The organism is Ensifer sp. ENS02, assembly GCF_014851885.1.
GTDB lineage: Bacteria > Pseudomonadota > Alphaproteobacteria > Rhizobiales > Rhizobiaceae > Ensifer > Ensifer adhaerens.
Genome location: NZ_JACVAO010000001.1, coordinates 417,148 through 434,314 on the forward strand (window position 1 = coordinate 417,148; position 17,167 = coordinate 434,314).

16 protein-coding genes are annotated in these 17,167 nt (G+C 63.0%); 12 read left to right on the forward strand and 4 right to left on the reverse strand.

The genetic code is table 11. From position 1 onward, the window contains the following. Window positions 1-127 precede the first annotated feature (127 nt). The 4 genes from IB262_RS02110 to IB262_RS02125 all read left to right on the forward strand — a co-directional run bounded on the left by IB262_RS02110 (window position 128) and on the right by IB262_RS02125 (window position 4,076). Window positions 128-916: a transporter substrate-binding domain-containing protein gene (locus IB262_RS02110; protein ID WP_034793219.1), complete on the forward strand. Its 789-nt coding sequence runs from the start codon at window positions 128-130 to the stop codon at window positions 914-916. 291 nt (window positions 917-1,207) lie between these two features. Continuing rightward, window positions 1,208-2,713, forward strand: coding sequence for a M81 family metallopeptidase (locus IB262_RS02115; protein WP_112977168.1), 1,506 nt, complete (start codon window positions 1,208-1,210; stop codon window positions 2,711-2,713). 137 nt (window positions 2,714-2,850) lie between these two features. Next, on the forward strand, window positions 2,851-3,138 hold the full coding sequence (locus tag IB262_RS02120) for a DUF3302 domain-containing protein (protein ID WP_112977167.1): 288 nt from the start codon (window positions 2,851-2,853) through the stop codon (window positions 3,136-3,138). Next, a complete protein-coding gene (locus IB262_RS02125) occupies window positions 3,135-4,076 on the forward strand; it encodes an efflux RND transporter periplasmic adaptor subunit (protein ID WP_089043567.1) in 942 nt (313 codons plus the stop codon). Before IB262_RS02120 ends, IB262_RS02125 begins: the two co-directional genes overlap by 4 nt. Window positions 4,077-4,304: 228 nt before the next feature. Here IB262_RS02125 and IB262_RS02130 read toward each other — a convergent pair whose 3' ends face one another. Further along, window positions 4,305-5,318, reverse strand: a complete 1,014-nt coding sequence (locus IB262_RS02130) for an aldo/keto reductase (protein WP_112977175.1) — start codon at window positions 5,316-5,318, stop codon at window positions 4,305-4,307. Window positions 5,319-5,627: 309 nt separating this feature from the next. On the opposite strand from IB262_RS02130, the gene IB262_RS02135 reads away from it, so the two are divergent. The 7 genes from IB262_RS02135 (at window position 5,628) to IB262_RS02165 (ending at window position 14,570) form a co-directional block, all read left to right on the forward strand. Next, window positions 5,628-8,063: an arylsulfatase gene (locus IB262_RS02135; RefSeq protein ID WP_192493373.1), complete on the forward strand. Its 2,436-nt coding sequence runs from the start codon at window positions 5,628-5,630 to the stop codon at window positions 8,061-8,063. Between the two features lie 92 nt (window positions 8,064-8,155). Further along, window positions 8,156-8,503, forward strand: coding sequence for a hypothetical protein (locus IB262_RS02140; protein WP_112977165.1), 348 nt, complete (start codon window positions 8,156-8,158; stop codon window positions 8,501-8,503). Between the two features lie 85 nt (window positions 8,504-8,588). Further along, complete coding sequence (locus IB262_RS02145; protein WP_112977164.1) at window positions 8,589-9,227, forward strand: glutathione S-transferase family protein; 639 nt, start codon at window positions 8,589-8,591, stop codon at window positions 9,225-9,227. Window positions 9,228-9,383: 156 nt separating this feature from the next. Next, window positions 9,384-9,722, forward strand: a complete 339-nt coding sequence (locus IB262_RS02150; RefSeq protein ID WP_060516099.1) for a hypothetical protein — start codon at window positions 9,384-9,386, stop codon at window positions 9,720-9,722. Window positions 9,723-10,129: 407 nt separating this feature from the next. Beyond that, a complete protein-coding gene (locus tag IB262_RS02155) occupies window positions 10,130-11,614 on the forward strand; it encodes a nucleobase:cation symporter-2 family protein (RefSeq protein ID WP_060516100.1) in 1,485 nt (494 codons plus the stop codon). Between the two features lie 299 nt (window positions 11,615-11,913). After that, window positions 11,914-12,519, forward strand: coding sequence for a nucleoside deaminase (locus tag IB262_RS02160; RefSeq protein ID WP_034793244.1), 606 nt, complete (start codon window positions 11,914-11,916; stop codon window positions 12,517-12,519). Window positions 12,520-12,665: 146 nt separating this feature from the next. Continuing rightward, window positions 12,666-14,570: an adenylate/guanylate cyclase domain-containing protein gene (locus IB262_RS02165; RefSeq protein ID WP_112977162.1), complete on the forward strand. Its 1,905-nt coding sequence runs from the start codon at window positions 12,666-12,668 to the stop codon at window positions 14,568-14,570. A gap of 38 nt (window positions 14,571-14,608) precedes the next feature. Here the strand turns inward: IB262_RS02165 and IB262_RS02170 are convergent, their stop codons facing one another. After that, window positions 14,609-15,205, reverse strand: a complete 597-nt coding sequence (locus IB262_RS02170; protein WP_192357120.1) for a TetR/AcrR family transcriptional regulator — start codon at window positions 15,203-15,205, stop codon at window positions 14,609-14,611. 171 nt (window positions 15,206-15,376) lie between these two features. Between IB262_RS02170 and IB262_RS02175 the strand changes: the two genes are divergently transcribed. Then, window positions 15,377-15,784 carry a RidA family protein gene (locus IB262_RS02175; RefSeq protein ID WP_034793253.1) on the forward strand — a complete coding sequence of 136 codons (408 nt, stop codon included), beginning with the start codon at window positions 15,377-15,379 and terminating at the stop codon, window positions 15,782-15,784. A gap of 27 nt (window positions 15,785-15,811) precedes the next feature. Here IB262_RS02175 and IB262_RS02180 read toward each other — a convergent pair whose 3' ends face one another. Together IB262_RS02180 and IB262_RS02185 are read right to left on the reverse strand one after the other, a co-directional pair. Beyond that, window positions 15,812-16,669 carry a sigma-70 family RNA polymerase sigma factor gene (locus tag IB262_RS02180; protein WP_060603541.1) on the reverse strand — a complete coding sequence of 286 codons (858 nt, stop codon included), beginning with the start codon at window positions 16,667-16,669 and terminating at the stop codon, window positions 15,812-15,814. Beyond that, complete coding sequence (locus IB262_RS02185; RefSeq protein ID WP_034793267.1) at window positions 16,669-17,139, reverse strand: carboxymuconolactone decarboxylase family protein; 471 nt, start codon at window positions 17,137-17,139, stop codon at window positions 16,669-16,671. Before IB262_RS02185 ends, IB262_RS02180 begins: the two co-directional genes overlap by 1 nt. Window positions 17,140-17,167: the final 28 nt, after the last annotated feature.

Consider the following 17,167-nt stretch of genomic DNA (forward strand, 5'->3'; position numbering starts at 1 on the left):
AAAACGAAAACTGAAATCGGCCGAAAATCCAGATAGTTTCAAGCAAGTTGCTCCTTTGGTCAGGCCAATGGTCACGCTTGCGACCGGAACTTCGTGGGTGGCCGACAGGAAGGACAGAGGGAACGAGATGAAAAAGAAGTTCATGACCGCATCGGTCATCGCCGCGCTGTTTGCGGCCGGCACCGCCAATGCCGAGACGCTGGCGATCGGCACCGAGGGCGATTACGCGCCATTCAACTATGTGACCGCAGCCGGCGAAATCAAAGGCTTCGACTACGATATCGGCCAGGCGGTCTGCGCCGAAATCAAGGTAGACTGTGTCTGGAGCACCAATGAGTGGGCGGGCATCATCCCGGCCCTGCAGGCCAAGAAGTTCGACGTGATGATCGCCTCGATGGCGATCAATCCGGATCGCAAGACGCAGGTCGACTTCACAACCCCTTACTATTTCAACGCCATGCGCTTCGTCGCCCGCAAGGATCTCGGCCTCAAGGACATCTCGCCCGAGGCGCTGAAGGGCAAGGTGATCGGCACGCAGTCCGGCTCAGTCGCGGTCGAGGCGCTGCAGGAGTTTTTTCCCGATAGCGAAGTGAAGCTCTATCCGACGATGAGCGAAGTGTTTCTCGACATGGAAAACGGCCGGCTGGACCTGATCCTCGAAGGGCAGATGGCCTTTACGGAGTGGCTGGCCAAGGAAGAAAGCGGCTGCTGCGCCTTTGTCGGCGAGAGCTTCGTGCTCGACACGGCCGAGGGCAACGCCATGGCGGTACGCAAGGGCGACGAGGCGCTGCTCTCCAAGCTCAATGCCGGCCTGAAGACGATCATGGAAAACGGCACCTACGACAAGATCCGCAAGCAGTATTTCGATTTCGACATCATGGCAAAGCCGAAGACCACGAGCGAGTATTTCCGCTGAGGTTTGTGGCTCTATCCCTCATCCGGCCCGCCGGCCACCTTCTCCCCGCCTGCGGGGAGAAGGTTAGGGTGAGGGGCAACTCCTCGGAAGATGCGCGAGGGCGTCTCTTCTAAGGTGCCGAGAGGGGCCGCCGCGGATCCAAGGTTCAACTCCAACCATCCAGAATTCGCCTGTCGCGCCCTGCGTTCAACGCATCGCGCGGCAGGAGAACAGGCGCGGCGTCGGGGTTTCGCGTTTTCCCCGGCGCCCGTCTTCTCGATTTTTCCAGTCAGCAAAATGAAAGTGCATAGGATGAGCTTCCGGGTCGCCGTTCTCGAATTCAACCAGGAAACCAACACGTTTTCGAAGCTCAAGACCGGGTTCAGGGACTTCGAGGCCTGCCACTATTTCGTTGGCGCCGAGATCGAAACCCATTGCCGCGGCACCAATTCGGAGATCGGCGGCTTCATCGATTGTTGCGACACGTACGGCTGGCAGCCGGTCTATACCGTGGCGGCGCGGGCCGAACCCGGCGGCAGGATCGAGGAGGCGATGCGGCAGCGCTTCGTCGCGGATCTCCAAAGCGCGCTCGACGGCGAAAGGCTCGACGGCGTGTTTATCGTCTTCCATGGGGCTATGTGCACGGAAACGGCTGACGATGCGCAGATCCAGCTTCTGGAGGTGGTGCGTGGCATCGTCGGGTCGGAACTTCCCATCGCCGCGACGTTCGACCTGCACGCCAATTCGGCGCCCGAAATGGCCGGCCTGCTCGATATTGCCGTCTCGTTCCGCACCTATCCGCATGTGGACATGGCCGAATGCGCTCACAAGGCGGGCGCATTGCTCGAGCGCGCCATACGCGGCGAAATCCGGCCGGCGCTCGCCATCCGCCAGCCGCCGATGCTGAACGGCTGCAACGACGGGCGCACGACCCATGCCTGCGCCATGACCGAGCTGCTCGAAATTGCCGACGGGATCGCGGCGCGCGACGGCATGCTGGCGACCTCGATCAATGCCGGCTTCTACGATGCCGATATCTTCAATACCGGCCCATCGGCGGTTATCTGCTACGACCGCAACCGGGTGGCGGCCGAAGACGCGGAAGCCGAGGCCGAGCGTCTCTGCCGCGGGATCTGGGACCGGCGCGAGCACCAGGATGTGCAGCTGCCGCTCGACGCGCTGCCCGGCATCGTCGCGGCGCATCTTGCGAAAGATGGGGCCGGGACGCCGCTGGTCATTGCCGACTTCTCCGACAATCCCGGCTGCGGTGCCTATAGCGATTCCACCTGCGTGCTCGCCAGGCTGCTCGATACCGGCGTCCGAAACGCGGCTTTCGGCGCGCTCTGCGATCCGGAAGTCGTGGCCGAGTTGATCGCTGCCGGCATCGGTGCGACACGCGAGGTTACGCTCGGCTGCAAGATCGACCCTGAAGTCGGCGGCGGGCCGATCACGATCAAGGGCAGGGTGGAGGCGATTTCGGACGGCAGGATCGTCTTCGAGGGGCCGATGTTTCAAGGGCTGCCGGCGACGATGGGGCCGAGCGTGCGCTTTCATGTCGAAGGCATCGACATCCTCATCTGCAGCGAACGTCAGCAGATGCTCGATCGCAACCTCTTCCGCGCCGTCGGCATCGAGCCGTCCGACTATCAGATCGTCGTCGTCAAATCGCAGCAGCACTTCCGCGCCGCCTTCGGTCCGATCGCGTCCGAGATCGTCGAGATCGACGGCACGGGCCTCAGCAGTGCCAATATCGGCGCGCGCAAATTCCAGCGGGTGCGGCGGCCGGTCTATCCGCTGGATCACGGCGAACTCGGCTGAGGCGGGCTGCCGTTCACGGGCCAAGGTTCATGCTGCGCCCTCTAAAGGGGCAGCCGTATGGCGCGGTAACCGTTACGTACTTCCGCAGTGCCCGGCTTTGGGTCTAGCGTCCCCGTCGTGAAGGGGAGCGCAACTTCATGAGTTTTATCGATCTCTTCGCCTGGATCGTGCTGATCGTGCTCGTGGTGAGCACGGTCGCCGTGCTGATCTTTCTCGCCATGCTGCCGGGGTCGATCGCGAAAAGGCGCAATCATCCCTGGAGCGAGGCGGTCAATGTGGCGGGCTGGGTGACGCTGTTTCTCGGCTTCGCGCTGTGGCCGATCGCGCTCATCTGGGCCTATGTCGACGTGCCGCGCCCGAGCGGCGCGCATCCGGCGGCGACCCCTGCAGGCGAGGTTCATCCGAGCGAGGCGGGCCAGCCATGATCGTCTTTCTCTTCAATGTCTATCTGGCGATTCTCTTCTGCCTGGTGAAATTCAGGATCGTGCCTTTCAACCTGTTCTGGAAGATTTCGCCGGCGATCGTGTTCCTGCTGCTTCTCGTCGGTCTGTTCATCCCGATGAACTGGGGCGCGCCGCAGGGCAAGGCGCTGGTGGTGCGCAATTCGGTGGCGATCGTGCCCGATGTCGCCGGCGAGGTCACGGAGGTGCCGGTCGCCTCCAACAGCCCGCTGAAAGCCGGCGACGTGCTCTTCCGCATCGACCCCGTGCCCTACCAGGCGAAGGTGGACGCGCTGCAGGCGCAGCTTTCGCTGCAGGAGCTGCGGCTTGCGCAGATGACGAAGCTGCAGTCGCGCGATGCGGCAACCGAATTCGACGTGCAGCAACGCCAGGCGGACGTCGACAATCTGAGAGCCCAGATCAGCAATGCCGAGTGGGAACTCGGCAAGACGACGGTGCGGGCGCCGGCCGATGGCTACGTGACCAACCTTGCGCTGCGCAAGGGCGCGCGCGTGACGACGCTGCCGCTGTCGCCGGCCATGGCCTTTATCGACACCTCCGAGACGATCATCGGGGTCGAGATCAACCAGATCGATGCGCGCTATATAGAGCCCGGCCAGATGGTGGAGGCGACCTTCAAGTTTGCGCCCGGCGAGACCTATACCGGTGAGGTCGAGGGCGTGCTGCAGGCGATCGCCTCCGGGCAAGCCCGGGTGTCCGGCACGGCGGTGACCCCGGAGGCAGTCTCCGCCGCGCCCTTCATCGTGCGGGTGAAACTCGACGACCAGGCTTTCGCCGCACGGCTGCCGGCCGGCGCCACGGGGGACGCGGCCATCTTCACCGACCGGGTGAAGGTGGCGCATGTGATCCGCCGGGTGCTTTTGCGCCAGATCGCGATCACCAACTACGTCAATCCGTTCTGATCGGCTGCGCGGCGGGGTGCCACCGGCTGCCCCGCCCGCTGGAAGACGGGCGAGGATAGGACGGTTTCTCGCAATTCCGGACGGAAAACCGCTGCGCACTTGTCCTGGAATTGCTTGGCCAAATGTCGCAAGTCCTAGCGGAAAACCGTTTCACACTTTTCCTGGGATTGCTTGGCCAAACGACGCAATTCCGGACGGAAAACCGCTGCGCACTTTTCCTGGAATTGCTTAGCCGGCAATCGGTAGCGGCGCCTCCGGGTTGACGAGACCGGCTGCCCTCAAGTCCCGCCAGAAGTCGGTCGGCACGGCCTCGTTCAGGGCGGCGCGGTCTTCGGCGATGCGGCTCGGCTGGCTGGCGCCGGGGATGACGGCGGCAACCGCGGGGTTGGCGAGCGAGAACTGCAGGCCGGCCGCCTTCATCGAGATGCCGTGACGGTCGGCGATCGCCTTGATACGCGCGACCTTGTCGAGAATTGCCGGCGTGGCCGGGGCATACTCGAAGTTCGGGCCACCGACGAGCGCGCCGGAGCTATAGGGGCCGCCGACGACAATGCCGAGGCCGCGCTTGGTGACCTCGGGCATGACGCGCTGGAGTGCGCGGTCATGGTCAAGCAGGGTATAGCGGCCGGCAAGCAGGAAGCCATCGGGACGCGGACCCTCGAGCGCGAGCAGCAGTTCGATCGGCTCCACCCGGTTGACGCCGAGCCCCCAGGCCTTGATCACGCCTTCGTCGCGCAGCCGGTCGAGCGCCCTGAAGGCGCCCTTGCGCGCCGTCTCGAAAACGTCGAGCCATTCGTCGCCGTAGAAATCCTGGGCAACGTCGTGAACGAAGGCGATCTCGATCCGGTCGGTCTTCAGGCGCTTGAGGCTGTCCTCGATCGACCGCAGGGTGGCGTCATGGGAGTAGTCGTTGACGATCTTGTTGGGGCGGCCATAGCGGAAGACGTCGCCCTTTTCCCCAAGGTCGCGGGCGCTGACGTCCTCTATCTCGTCGAGGATGACCCGGCCGACCTTGGTGCTGATGACGTATTCGTCACGCGGGCGACCGCCGAGCGCTTCGCCCATGCGGATCTCGGCAAGGCCGGCGCCGTAAAACGGGGCGTTGTCGAAATAGCGGATGCCGTCGTTCCAGGCGGCCTCGACGGTGGCAAGCGCTTCCTTTTCGGGGATTTCGCGGAACATGTTGCCGAGCGGGGCTGCGCCGAAACCGAGCTTGCCGGGCAGAATATCCTTGAGTGTCATGTGTCCTGTCCTTTGCTGATCGATGGGGCAGGTGATGCGGTGCATCGCCGTTGTTTGGAAAAATAGGTCAGCGAGCGGATCACCGGTAGCGGGGCACGCTTCGCAGGATATGGGAAACGAATTCACAGATGCGATGTTCGGAGCCGGATAACTGGTGAAGTGTTCCGGGGAAGCCATCGGGCAGACCGTCTGCGACGGATCGGATGGAGAACACCGGTCGTAAACTTCTCGCGTCTCGGGTCTGGTTTGCGTATATTAGACTAGCCTAAATCGGTGGAGATTCAACGATCTGCAATAGGGGTGTTCGCCATGACCATTGGCCAGAGCATGCTTGCGGGTGCAGCCTTCTTCGCGCTTGGTTTTACGTCCGCATGGGCACAGCAGGTTTCAGGGACGCTCGGCGCCCCGGGAGCGACGACAACAATTACGGGTAAGCAGCTTCCGTCACCAAGTCCGGCTTTTGGCGGTGTAATCAAGGAAAAGGCCTCGGAATCGACGCCCTGGTGGGCTCCGCGGGTCGTGCCGCCGAAAGGCGCGCCCAATGTGCTGCTGATCATGACGGACGATCAGGGCTTCGGTGCGCCCAGCACCTTTGGCGGCGTCATTCCGACACCGGCCATGGACCGCATCGCCAAGGAGGGGTTGCGCTTCACGAACTTCCACTCGACATCGCTCTGCTCGCCGTCTCGTGCGGCGCTGATCACCGGGCGCAATCACCATTCGGTTGGCTACGGGGTCGTCGGGGAGATCGCGACCGGATATCCGGGCTACGATTCGATCATCCCGATCGAGAAAGGCACTGTTGGCACGATCCTCAAGGAAAATGGCTACGCCACCGCGTGGTTCGGCAAGAACCACAACACGCCGTCCTATCAATCGAGCCAGGCGGGCCCCTTCAACCAGTGGCCGACGGGCATGGGCTTCGATTATTTCTATGGCTTCGTCGGCGGCGATGCGAGCCAGTGGCAGCCGAACCTGTTCCGCAACACCACGGCCATCTATCCGTTTGAAGGCAATCCCAAGTGGTACCTGGAAACGGCCATGGCCGACGAGGCGATCCAGCACATCAGGCAGTTGAGCGAGATCGCCCCGGGCAAGCCCTGGCTCGTCTACTACGTGCCCGGTGCCACCCATGCACCACACCACCCGACGCCCGAATGGATCAAGAAGATCAGCGACATGCACCTCTTCGACGAGGGCTGGAACAAGGTGCGCGAGACGATCTTCGCCAATCAGCAGCGGCTCGGCATCATGCCTGAGAACGCGAAGCTCACGCCGTGGCCGGAGGGGTTGCCGCAATGGGATTCCCTCAGTTTGGAGGCGAAGAAACTGTTCATCAGGCAGGCCGATGTGTACGCCGCCTACCTTGCCTATGCCGACAACGAGATCGGGCGCGTCATCCAGGCGGTGGAAGATATCGGCGAGCTCGACAACACCCTGATCATCTACATCGGCGGCGACAACGGCGCGAGCGCCGAGGGCATGCTCAACGGCACGCCGAATGAGTTCACCACATTCAACGGCGTCGACGTTCCGGTGAAGGACCAGTTTCTCTGGTATCCGTTCTGGGGTGCGGAGCGGACATTCCCGCATTTCGCAGCCGGCTGGGCCTGGGCGATGGGGACACCGTTCAAGTGGGTCAAGCAGGTGCCATCGCACTTCGGCGGGACGGCGCAGGGCATGGTCATGTCGTGGCCCGGCCATATCAACGACGCTGGCGGTATCCGCGCGCAGTTCCACCACTTCATCGACATCGTGCCGACGATCCTGGAAGCGACAGGCATCCCGCAACCGGAGACGATCAACGGCATCAAACAGGAGCCGATCGAAGGCGTCAGCATGGCCTACACATGGGACAAGGCAAATGCCGCTGCCCCGACGCAACACCAGACGCAGTACTTCGAGATGCTGGGAAACCGCGCCATCTACCACGACGGCTGGGTCGCCGCGACGACGCCAGCGACGCTGCCGTGGGAACTCAGCACCAAGACGCCGCCCGACGTGATCACCGGCTACAACTGGGAACTTTACAACGTCGATGAAGACCCGACGCAATTCACCGATCTTGCTGCCAAAATGCCTGACAAACTCAAGGAATTGCAGGACCTCTTCTATGCCGAGGCGAAGAAGTACAACGTGCTGCCGCTCGACAATTCGACGCTCGCACGCTGGAACGCCCCGCGGCCGAACCTGACGGCCGGCCGTACGGAATTCACCTACCGCGGCGAACTGAGTGGTGTGCCGGCCAGCGCTGCGCCGAGCACCTTGAACAAGTCCTATACGATTACGGCCGATGTCGAGATACCCGACGGCGGTGCGCAAGGCATGATCGTCACCGAGGGTGGCCGCTTTGGCGGTTACGGCCTCTTCCTCAGCCAGGGCGACTTCGGTGTCGGCAGTGGGAAGGTCGTGTTCCTCTACAATCTCCTCGACCTCAAGCGCACCCTGTGGGAAGGACCGGAACTCGAACCCGGCAAACACAGGATCGTCTTCGACTTCAAGTCGGATGGAAAGGGACTTGGCGCCGGGGGCACCGGCGTTCTGTCGGTGGACGGCAAGGAGGTCGCCAGGAACAGCATCGATCATGGCATCCCGGTCACTTTCCCCGAGGATGAGACCTTCGACGTCGGTCTCGACACGCGCACCGGCGTCGCCCTTCTGGAACACCGCTACGACACGCCCTTCCGCTTTACGGGCAAGATCGACAAACTGACTTTCGAATTGAAGCCAAACGCAACGCCCTAGAGCGCCGTGCGTTCACGTGAACGCACATGGGACGCTCTGGCGACCTTGCATCGCAAGGCCCGGACACAAACGACTGGCAGAGGTGCGTTCCGATGATACGCGTGCTTGATCTCGCCGCCTTCGGGGAGATGGCAACAGGGCTCGCACTGGAGGTGGCGCCTTCGCTCGTGGGGCAGGTGCTGCTTGGCGAGCTACTCACCGGGCCGGCGATCCCGACGGCCCGGGTGGCGGGAATTGCCCTGATCGCACTCGGCGTTGCCTGCTGGAAGAACTCAAGCCTCATCGGCATGCTGATCTACAGTGCGGCCGTCACGCTCTATCTGGCCTGGTTCGGACTGACGGACGGCTCCACCGGCGTCCTTCTGTGGCCTGCGATCGCAGTTCATGCGGTGCTGTCGGTCTTGCTCTGGCGCGGACGTCACACGCCCGGCACCGGCTAGAGTCGCGGTCGATTTTGTCTCGGTCTCTGTCGGCAAACGCAGCATTCGTGCGTCTTCAGGATGTGCACACGGAGGACCAAGCCGCATGAAGCTCTATTTCAGCCGCAACCCCAATCCGCGCCTGGCGGTCGCCACGGCCCGATTTCTGAAGGCAGAGGTCGCGTTCGAATATGCCGAGCCGCTGGCGCCGGGGCAGGCGGACCGCTATCGGCCGCTCAATCCCAACCTGCTTTTGCCGATCCTGGAGCGTCCCGGCCGGGCGCTGTGGGAGGCGGATGCGATCGCCTGCTTTCTCTCTCGCCAGGTCGGCTCCAACCTCTGGCGAAGGGATGACGACGAGCCGGAGATGATCCGCTGGATCAGCTGGGGCAAGGAGAACTTCGTGAAGGCCTGTGACATGGTGCATTGGGAGCGCGGCACCAAGCTGCGCTACGGCATCGGCACTTGTGACGAGGCCATGGTGGAGGAGGGGATGAAGGCGTTCCACAAGGCGGCCCGGCTGCTCGATGCCGAACTCTCCGCTCACGCCTGGCTGGTCGGCGAGGCGGTCTCCTACGCCGATTTTCGCATGGCGACATTCCTGCCCTACAATGATGTGGCAAGGCTGCCGCTCGCGGACTATCCGGCACTTGCGCGCTGGGCCGGGCAGCTCGAGGCGGTCGACGCCTGGCGCGATCCGTTCCGCGGGCTTGATGCGCCCGCGTTGCCTCCGATATCAGGCTGAGCGGCGGCCTTTGCCTGCCGTCGAGCGGCGACGGCCGGTGGTTGTCGCCGCGCATTCGCAGGTTGCGTGATTGTTCTCGCCATCCATTTTCTCCTCTGCTAATACAGTCGCGCTAGCATGCGAACAGCCTCTTCTTGCTCAGAAGGAATTCGTCCGATGCGTTTCACAGTCGCAATCGCAGCAGCAGCATTGATGTCCCTTCCGACAGCAACCCTTGCCAAATCGCCGGCCGATATCGCCGATCTCGTCGGCGCACGCGCGCCTGGCGCCGAGAGCGAGATGCAGTCCAGGGGCTATGTCGACGTCGGCGGCAACAATACCTGGTGGAATGCCGGCACCAAGACCTGCGTCCGGGTGCATGTTTCCCAGGGACACTACTCGGCGATCTCGCAGATCAAGCCCTCGGCTTGCGGCCAAGGGAGCGGCAAGAGCACGCCATGCCCGCCGGATCTGTCGCAGGCCGATCTCTACAAGCATCCGGGCTGCAGCCTCTAGGGGCCGTCGCGTCCAACTGGTGCTGGGCTGGAACTTTCGCAGTGAAGGCAACGGTGACACGGGCGGTGAACGCCGGCGGCCGCCTCGGCTTCATTGTGCCCCTTCGATCGGCGGGGAAAGCGGTACGAGAGCGCCGCGACCATTGCGCAATGCGATGATCTCTGCTCTCCTTTGAATGGCCTATCGGTGGAGCAGATTGCCCCTGGCGATCGGATTTTGCGGTTGAAAGCGTCGGAAACCGCTTAAAAAAGGCCGATTGCGGCAGATATTCCCGCCCCAACCATTCCCGCCCAAAACCCGAAAGGTGTTTCGCCTTTTTTAGGAAAGCGAGATTTGCCTACCTTCAGTACCCTTTTGGTTGTCCCGCTGGAGACGGGACATATCGCGAAGGTATGGAGGAGATACCCTTGGCAAGCATTTCAGAGGACACTACGCATACCCAGAATCCGGCGCAAAATCCGGAAGACGAACGGCTGAGCATCGGCGCGAACCTCGCCTATGGCCTGCAGCACGTCTTGACCATGTATGGCGGCATCGTCGCCGTTCCGCTGATCCTCGGCCAGGCGGCGGGCTTGAATTCCAGCGATGTCGGCCTGCTCGTCACCGCCTCGCTTTTCGCCGGTGGCCTCGCCACCATCCTGCAGACGATCGGCGTGCCGTTCTTCGGCAGCCGCCTGCCGCTGGTGCAGGGCGTCTCGTTCTCGGGTGTCGCCACGATGATCGCCATTTCCGGCAATGGCGGCATTCCGGCGATCCTTGGCGCGGTCATCGCGGCTTCATTGATCGGCCTTCTGATCACGCCGGTGTTTTCGCGCATCACCCGCTTCTTCCCGCCGCTCGTCACCGGCATCGTCATTACCACCATCGGCCTGACGCTGATGCCGGTTGCGGCATTCTGGGCGATGGGCGGCAACAAGGCGGCGCCGGACTTCGGCAGTACCGCCAATATCCAGCTTGCGGCGGTCACGCTCATCATCGTGCTGCTCTTGAGCAAACTCGGCAACGCTTCGATCTCCAGGCTTTCGATCCTGCTGTCGATCGTTATCGGTACCGGCATTGCCTATGTCGCCGGCATGACCGATTTCTCGCAAGTTGCAAACGGCCCGGTCTTCGCATTGCCGAGGATCTTCCATTTCGGCTATCCGACCTTCGAACTTGCGGCTGTTATCTCGATGCTGATCGTCATCATGGTGACGCTGGTCGAGACCTCGGCCGACATTCTCGCCGTCGGTGAGATCGTCGAAACCAAGGTGGATTCGCGCCGGCTTGGTGACGGCCTTCGTGCCGACATGCTGTCGAGCATTCTCGCGCCGGTCGTCGGCTCCTTCACCCAGAGCGCCTTTGCCCAGAATGTCGGCCTTGTGGCGGTGACGGGCGTGAAGAGCCGTTACGTGGTGGCAACGGGCGGCTTGTTCCTGGTAACGCTCGGCCTCTTGCCGATCATGGGTCGCGTCGTCGCCTCGGTGCCGACCTCGGTGCTTGGTGGCGCCGGCATCGTGCTCTTCGGCACGGTTGCGGCAAGCGGCATCCGCACGCTGTCCAAGGTCGAGTACAATAACAACATGAACCTGGTGATCGTCGCGACCTCGATCGGCTTCGGCATGATCCCGATTGCGGCACCCGGCTTCTACGAGCATTTCCCGGCCTGGGTCGCCACGATCTTCCATTCGGGCATCTCGTCGGCGGCCGTCATGGCGATCCTGCTCAACCTCCTGTTCAATCACTTCACCGCAGGCAATTCCGACCAGCAGTCGGTCTTCGTGGCTGCAACCGAACGCACGATCCGCTACCAGGACATCGCAAGGCTGCACGACGGCGACTACTTCCTCAACGGCAAGCTCTACGATGCCAAGGGCACCGAGGTGCCGCTGATTGCGGCGGAGGCGCACTGAACCGGCAAGCTCCCTGAAATGATGCAATTCCAGACTGCTTTCCCTGGGGTTGCTTTGAATTACGCAATCCCGGACGGAAAACCGCATCGCACTTTTCCTGGGATTGTTTTGAGACACGCAACTCCGGACGAAAAACCGCTTCGCACTTTTTCTGGAGTTGCTTTGAGACACGCAATCCCAGACGAAAAACCGCTCGCACTTTTTCTGGAGTTGCTTGTGAAACCCGCCATTCCGGGCAGGAAACCGCTTCCTGTTTTTCCTGGCGTTGATTGAAAAAACCCAACAAAAGGACATTGGGAATGACACGTGAGACCGACAATTACGCGCTGCTCGATGCGCTGCTTCACACGATGGAGAAGGGCATCATTCCGGCAACGGAAGCCGGCGTTGCCGCCGGCAACAAGATCTTCGGCGCGGCGCTGATGCGCAAATCCGATCTTTCGACCGTGCTTGTCGAAACCAACAACGAGACGGAAAACCCGCTCTGGCACGGCGAAGTGCACACGCTGAAGCGGTTCTACGAGATCGAGGGCGAGAAGCGGCCGGACAGCCGCGACCTCATCTTCCTCTCGACGCATGAGCCGTGCTCGATGTGCCTTTCGGCGATCACCTGGGCGGGTTTCGATAATTTCTTCTACTTCTTCAGCCACGAGGATTCCCGCGACAGTTTCTCCATTCCGCATGACCTGAAGATCCTGAAGGAGGTCTTCACGCTGGAGCCGGGCGGCTACAACCGCACCAATGCCTTCTGGAAGGGCCAGTCGATCCACGCGCTGATCGACGCTCTGCCCGAGCCGCAACGCCAGGAACTCAAGGCCCGCGCCGAGGCGATCCGGGCGAAATACGACGATCTCTCCTCCGTCTATCAGGACAGCAAGGACGGCAACGCCATTCCGCTGAACTGACGCTCGAAAAGCCGTCACCTGTACCGGGCCATTTCATTCTCTCATCAGAGATTGAAATGGCCTATTTCTTTGAAAGAATATGCATTCCTCCTCGCCAGGGCAGGTGCTAGGGTCGCCTCCATACAGTCGCGTTTCGGGGGAATTGCGTGAACTGGTCCAGGCCTCTCAGGGTGCATCTCAGCGTGCTCGTCGTGGCGCTGCTCATCTTAACGGCGACGCCGATCATCTGGATGGCGTTCAGCCAGGGGCGGCAGGCGGCGATCCTTGCCGGCGAAAAGCACATGCGCGAGATGAGCCTGAGGCTGATCGAGGGCTACAGGAATGCGCTCGAGGGCGGCCACGAGGCGGTCGCGCTTGCGTCCACCGTGCCGCAGCTGGCCGTCGCGCCGCCGGGCGACCTGCAGCCGAAGGAGCAGTTCTTCCTGGAGGTGCTCAGGAGCGTTTCCAACGCGACGAGCGTCTATGCCGGCTATCCTGATGGATCCTACCTGCAGGTGATCAACACGGGGCGGGACTATGTTCGCCAAAGTCTGGCGGCACCGGCAGGCACCGCCTTTGCCGTTCGGTTGCTTGCGCATGCCAAGGACGCGGGCACCGTCTCGACCCTTCGGTTCCTCGACGCTGCGGCGCAGACGATCGGGGAGCGTCCGTTCGAGCGCACAAATTTCGACCCGCGGCAGAGCCCCTGGTATCAGACGGCGTTGCGAGCCGGCGGTCCGGTTTCCGTCGGGCCCTATGTCACGGGAACGCTGAAGGTTCCGACGCTGGCGCTCGCCGTTCCGCTGAAGGGCAAGGAGGGGATCGTGGTCGGCACCAACATCCACCTTCAGACCATCAGCCGCCTTCTCGATGCGCGCGAGATCTCACCGCGGGCCCGGTCCTATGTCATCGGCAGCGACAACAACCTCGTCGCCCATTCCGATCCCGCGGTCATGAGCACAATCCTCGGCGCCTGGTCGGGTGGTGGCGGCGCCGGCATGCGCAGCCTGGATCCCAGCCTCGACGTCGTCGCCGGGCTGCGCAAGGATCCCGCCTATGCGGGCGGGGGTCTTGCCGAAGCCGATTTTGCCGGCGAGCGCTATCTGGTCCAGATGGCACCCGTCAGCGTATCCGGCCTCTTCAAGGGCAGCTCGGTCGCGATCGTCGTGCCGCTGCAGGATCTGGTGGTGCAGGCAAACCGGCTCCTGGTGCGCAACCTCATGATTGCCGCAGCCGTGCTGGTGGCCGGCGTGGTCGGCTCGCTCATGCTGTCCCGCGTGATCAGCCGCAAGCTCTATCACCTCGCCGACGAGGCGCGGCGGATCGGTGACCTGAACTTTGCCGGCACGGACGCCCCGCATTCCTGGATCACCGAGATCAATACGCTTGGCGGCGCGCTTTCCGCCAGCCGGCGCGCTATCGTCCAGTTTGCGCTCTATGTTCCGCGCGAGGTGGTGCGCCGGATCATCGATCCTGAGGGCGGAGCGGCGGTCCGGGGCAGGCGGCAGGAGGTGACGGCGCTTTTCACCGACGTGCGCGACTTCACCACCATCTCCGAACAGCATTCGCCGGAGGAAGTCGTCGATATTCTCTCGGCCTATTTCGAGATGCTGAACACGGTGGCCGAGCAGTACCACGGGACCGTGATCCAGTATCTCGGCGACAGCATCTTCGTCATCTGGAACGCGCCGGTTGCCGATCCGCAGCACATCGAGAATGGCTGTCATTGCGCGCTGGCGATGAAGGCGGCGGTCGATCGCCTGAACGAGACCAACCGCAAAGGCGGCCGGCCGGAGCTGTTCACGCGCTTTGGCGTGCATACGGGGCCGGCGGTCGTCGGCAGCTTCGGCGCGATCGCGCGGCAGCAATACACGGCCATGGGCGACACGATAAACGTCGCCTCGCGGCTCGAAGGGCTGAACAAGGAGTTCAACACGTCGATCCTGGTGAGCGGGGCGGTGCAGTCTGCGGTTGCCGACCTCTTCGACTTCCGCGCGATGGGGATGGTGCACGTCAAGGGGCGCTCGGGAGGCATCGACCTCTGGGAGCTGGTGAGCGCGAACGCCCGTTAGTCCTTGCCGCCGCGACGACCACCGCCCAACGGGGCGGATCAGCGCTCCGCCAGCAGGCCGGTGGCCATGGCGCGGAAGGCCTCGATCGCCTTCGGCAAGACCGCTTTCGGCTCGTCGCTGGCGGCGACCCAGAGGGCAGCGTTGAGGGCGGCACCGCTCAAGAGCCGCGCGGCCGCTTCCGGATCGATCGGCTTCAGCACGCCCTTGTCCAGCAGGTCCTCCACCGAGCGCTTGGTCGCCTGCAGGCAACTGTTCTGGCTCGGCCATTTCGAGGGGTCGCCGAGCACGGCCGGGCCATCGAGCAGAACGATGCGCTGGACTTCGGGATCGAGCGCCATCTCGATATAGGCGGCCCCTTCGGCAAGCATCGCCTGCCAGTGGTCACCGGCTGCCGCATCTGCGCCGATCTGCTTGGCGCGGGCGGCCATCTCGCCGTCGATCTGGGTTACGACCGCGGCCAGGAGCCCGCGCTTGTCGCCGAAATTGTGGTAGAGCGCGCCGCGCGTCAGCCCGACATCGGCGGTCAACTCATCCATCGAGGCCGCCGCATAGCCCTTTTCGGCAAAGGCCTTTCGGCCGGCCGAAATCAGCTTCGCGCGGTTTTCCTCCATCGTTTCCTGGCGGCTTCTGGCCATCATTGACCTCAAATTCAGATACGGCGCGTATATGCATTTTAAAATACGCGTCGTATTTCGCTATTTCAGATACGTTCCGTATACCAAATGAAGCGGGTTTTGTGAAGTTCTGCCTGAAACGGCAGCGCGCGCCCGTTTGCGCGTCCTCAATTTACGAGAAGGATCAGACCGATGACCAAACGCAACGCAATCTTTCCGGCAAATCGTCATGCGCTCTACGAGGCGCACGGCTACTCCGCGGCCATCCGGTCGCAGGACCTGCTGTTCGTCTCGGGGCAGGTGGGGAGCCGTGAGGATGGCACCCCGGAGCCGGATTTCGAACGCCAGGTCGAACGCGCCTTCGACAATCTCGAAGCGACGCTCGCGGCAGCCGGCTGCAGCTTCGACGACATCGTCGATGTGACGACCTTCCACACCGACCCCGAACACCAGTTCGAGACGATCATGGCCGTCAAGAACCGGATCTTCAGCGAAAAGCCCTATCCCAACTGGACCGCCATCGGCGTCAACTGGCTCGCCGGTTTCGATTTCGAGATCAAGGTGATCGCGCGGATTCCGGCCGGCCAACTGGCCGCGTAGGTCATTGGGAACGTGGCAACCCGGGTTCTAGTGCAAATGCACCAGCTTGTCCGGGTTGCGCACGACGTAGATCGCCACGACCTTGCCGTTCTCGATCTCTAGCGCAGTCGTCTGCAGTTCGCCATCGGCCTCCCGGGTGACAAAGCCGGGCAGGCCGTTGATGAAGCCGGCGCGCACGAGCGTCGAGCCGTGCTTGGCAAAGAGGGCGGCCAGTTGCGCGTGCACCTTCATCACGGCGTCGAAGCCGAGGATCGGCTGCAGGGCGGCCGGGCGCTTGCCGCCGCCGTCGGAATGTACGCTGACATCGGCTGCGAGCATGGAGCCGAGCGTTTTCATATCGCCGTGGCGGGAGGCGGCAAAGAAGGCGTTGGCGAGTTCCAGGCCGCGCTGCTGCTCGATCTGGAAGCGGGGGCGTTCCTCGCGCACATGGGTGCGGGCCCGGGCCGCAAGCTGGCGGCAAGCGGCGGCGTCGCGCTCGATCGTTGCCGCTACCTCATCGAAGCTCTGGCCGAAGACGTCGTGCAGCAGGAAGGCGGCACGCTCCAGCGGCGACAACCGTTCGAGCGCCAGCATCAGGGGCAGGGTGACGTCGTCCTCCGGCTCCTCCTCGACGACCGGATCGGGAAGCCAGGGGCCGACATAGGTCTCGCGCTTCAGCCGCGCGGATTTCAACTGGTCGAGGCAGAGCCGCGTGACGGTGCGGCGCAGGAACGCCTCCGGCTCGCGTACGGACGTGCGGTCGGCCCCCATCCAGCGGATGAAGGCCTCCTGCACCATGTCCTCCGCATCGGCGACCGAGCCGAGCATGCGGTAGGCGACGCGGACGAGCTTCGGACGCAGCGGGTCGAAAACCGCCGCTGCGTCCTCATGGGCGCTGTCCACCATCAGGCGGCAGCCTGGGCGGCGGCCTTGGCGGCTGCCGGATCGACCCAGAGGCCGAAGCCGACGGCCAGACGGTTCCAGCCGTTGATGACGTTGATCATCAGCGTGAGCTTCACCTGTTCCTCCTCGGTGAAATGGTCCTTCAGCGCCTGATAGGCCGCTTCATGGCCGTGGCCTTCCGAAAGCCGCGTCAGCGATTCTGTCCAGCCTAGCGCGGCGCGTTCGCGATCGGAATAGCAGGGCGCTTCGCGCCAGGCGGAAAGCAGGTAGATGCGCTGTTCCGTCTCGCCCTTTTCGCGGGCTTCCTGGGTGTGCATGTTGATGCAGTTGGCGCAGCCGTTGATCTGCGAGGCGCGGATTTTCACGAGTTCGATAATAGTGGCGTCAAGGCTCGCGGCAACGGCCATCGAGACACTGGTCCAGCTCTTCATCAGTTGCGGGGCAGCGGCGAAAAGGTCGATCTTGGCAGTCATGGTTCCGTTTCCTTTCGTTGGTTTCGAT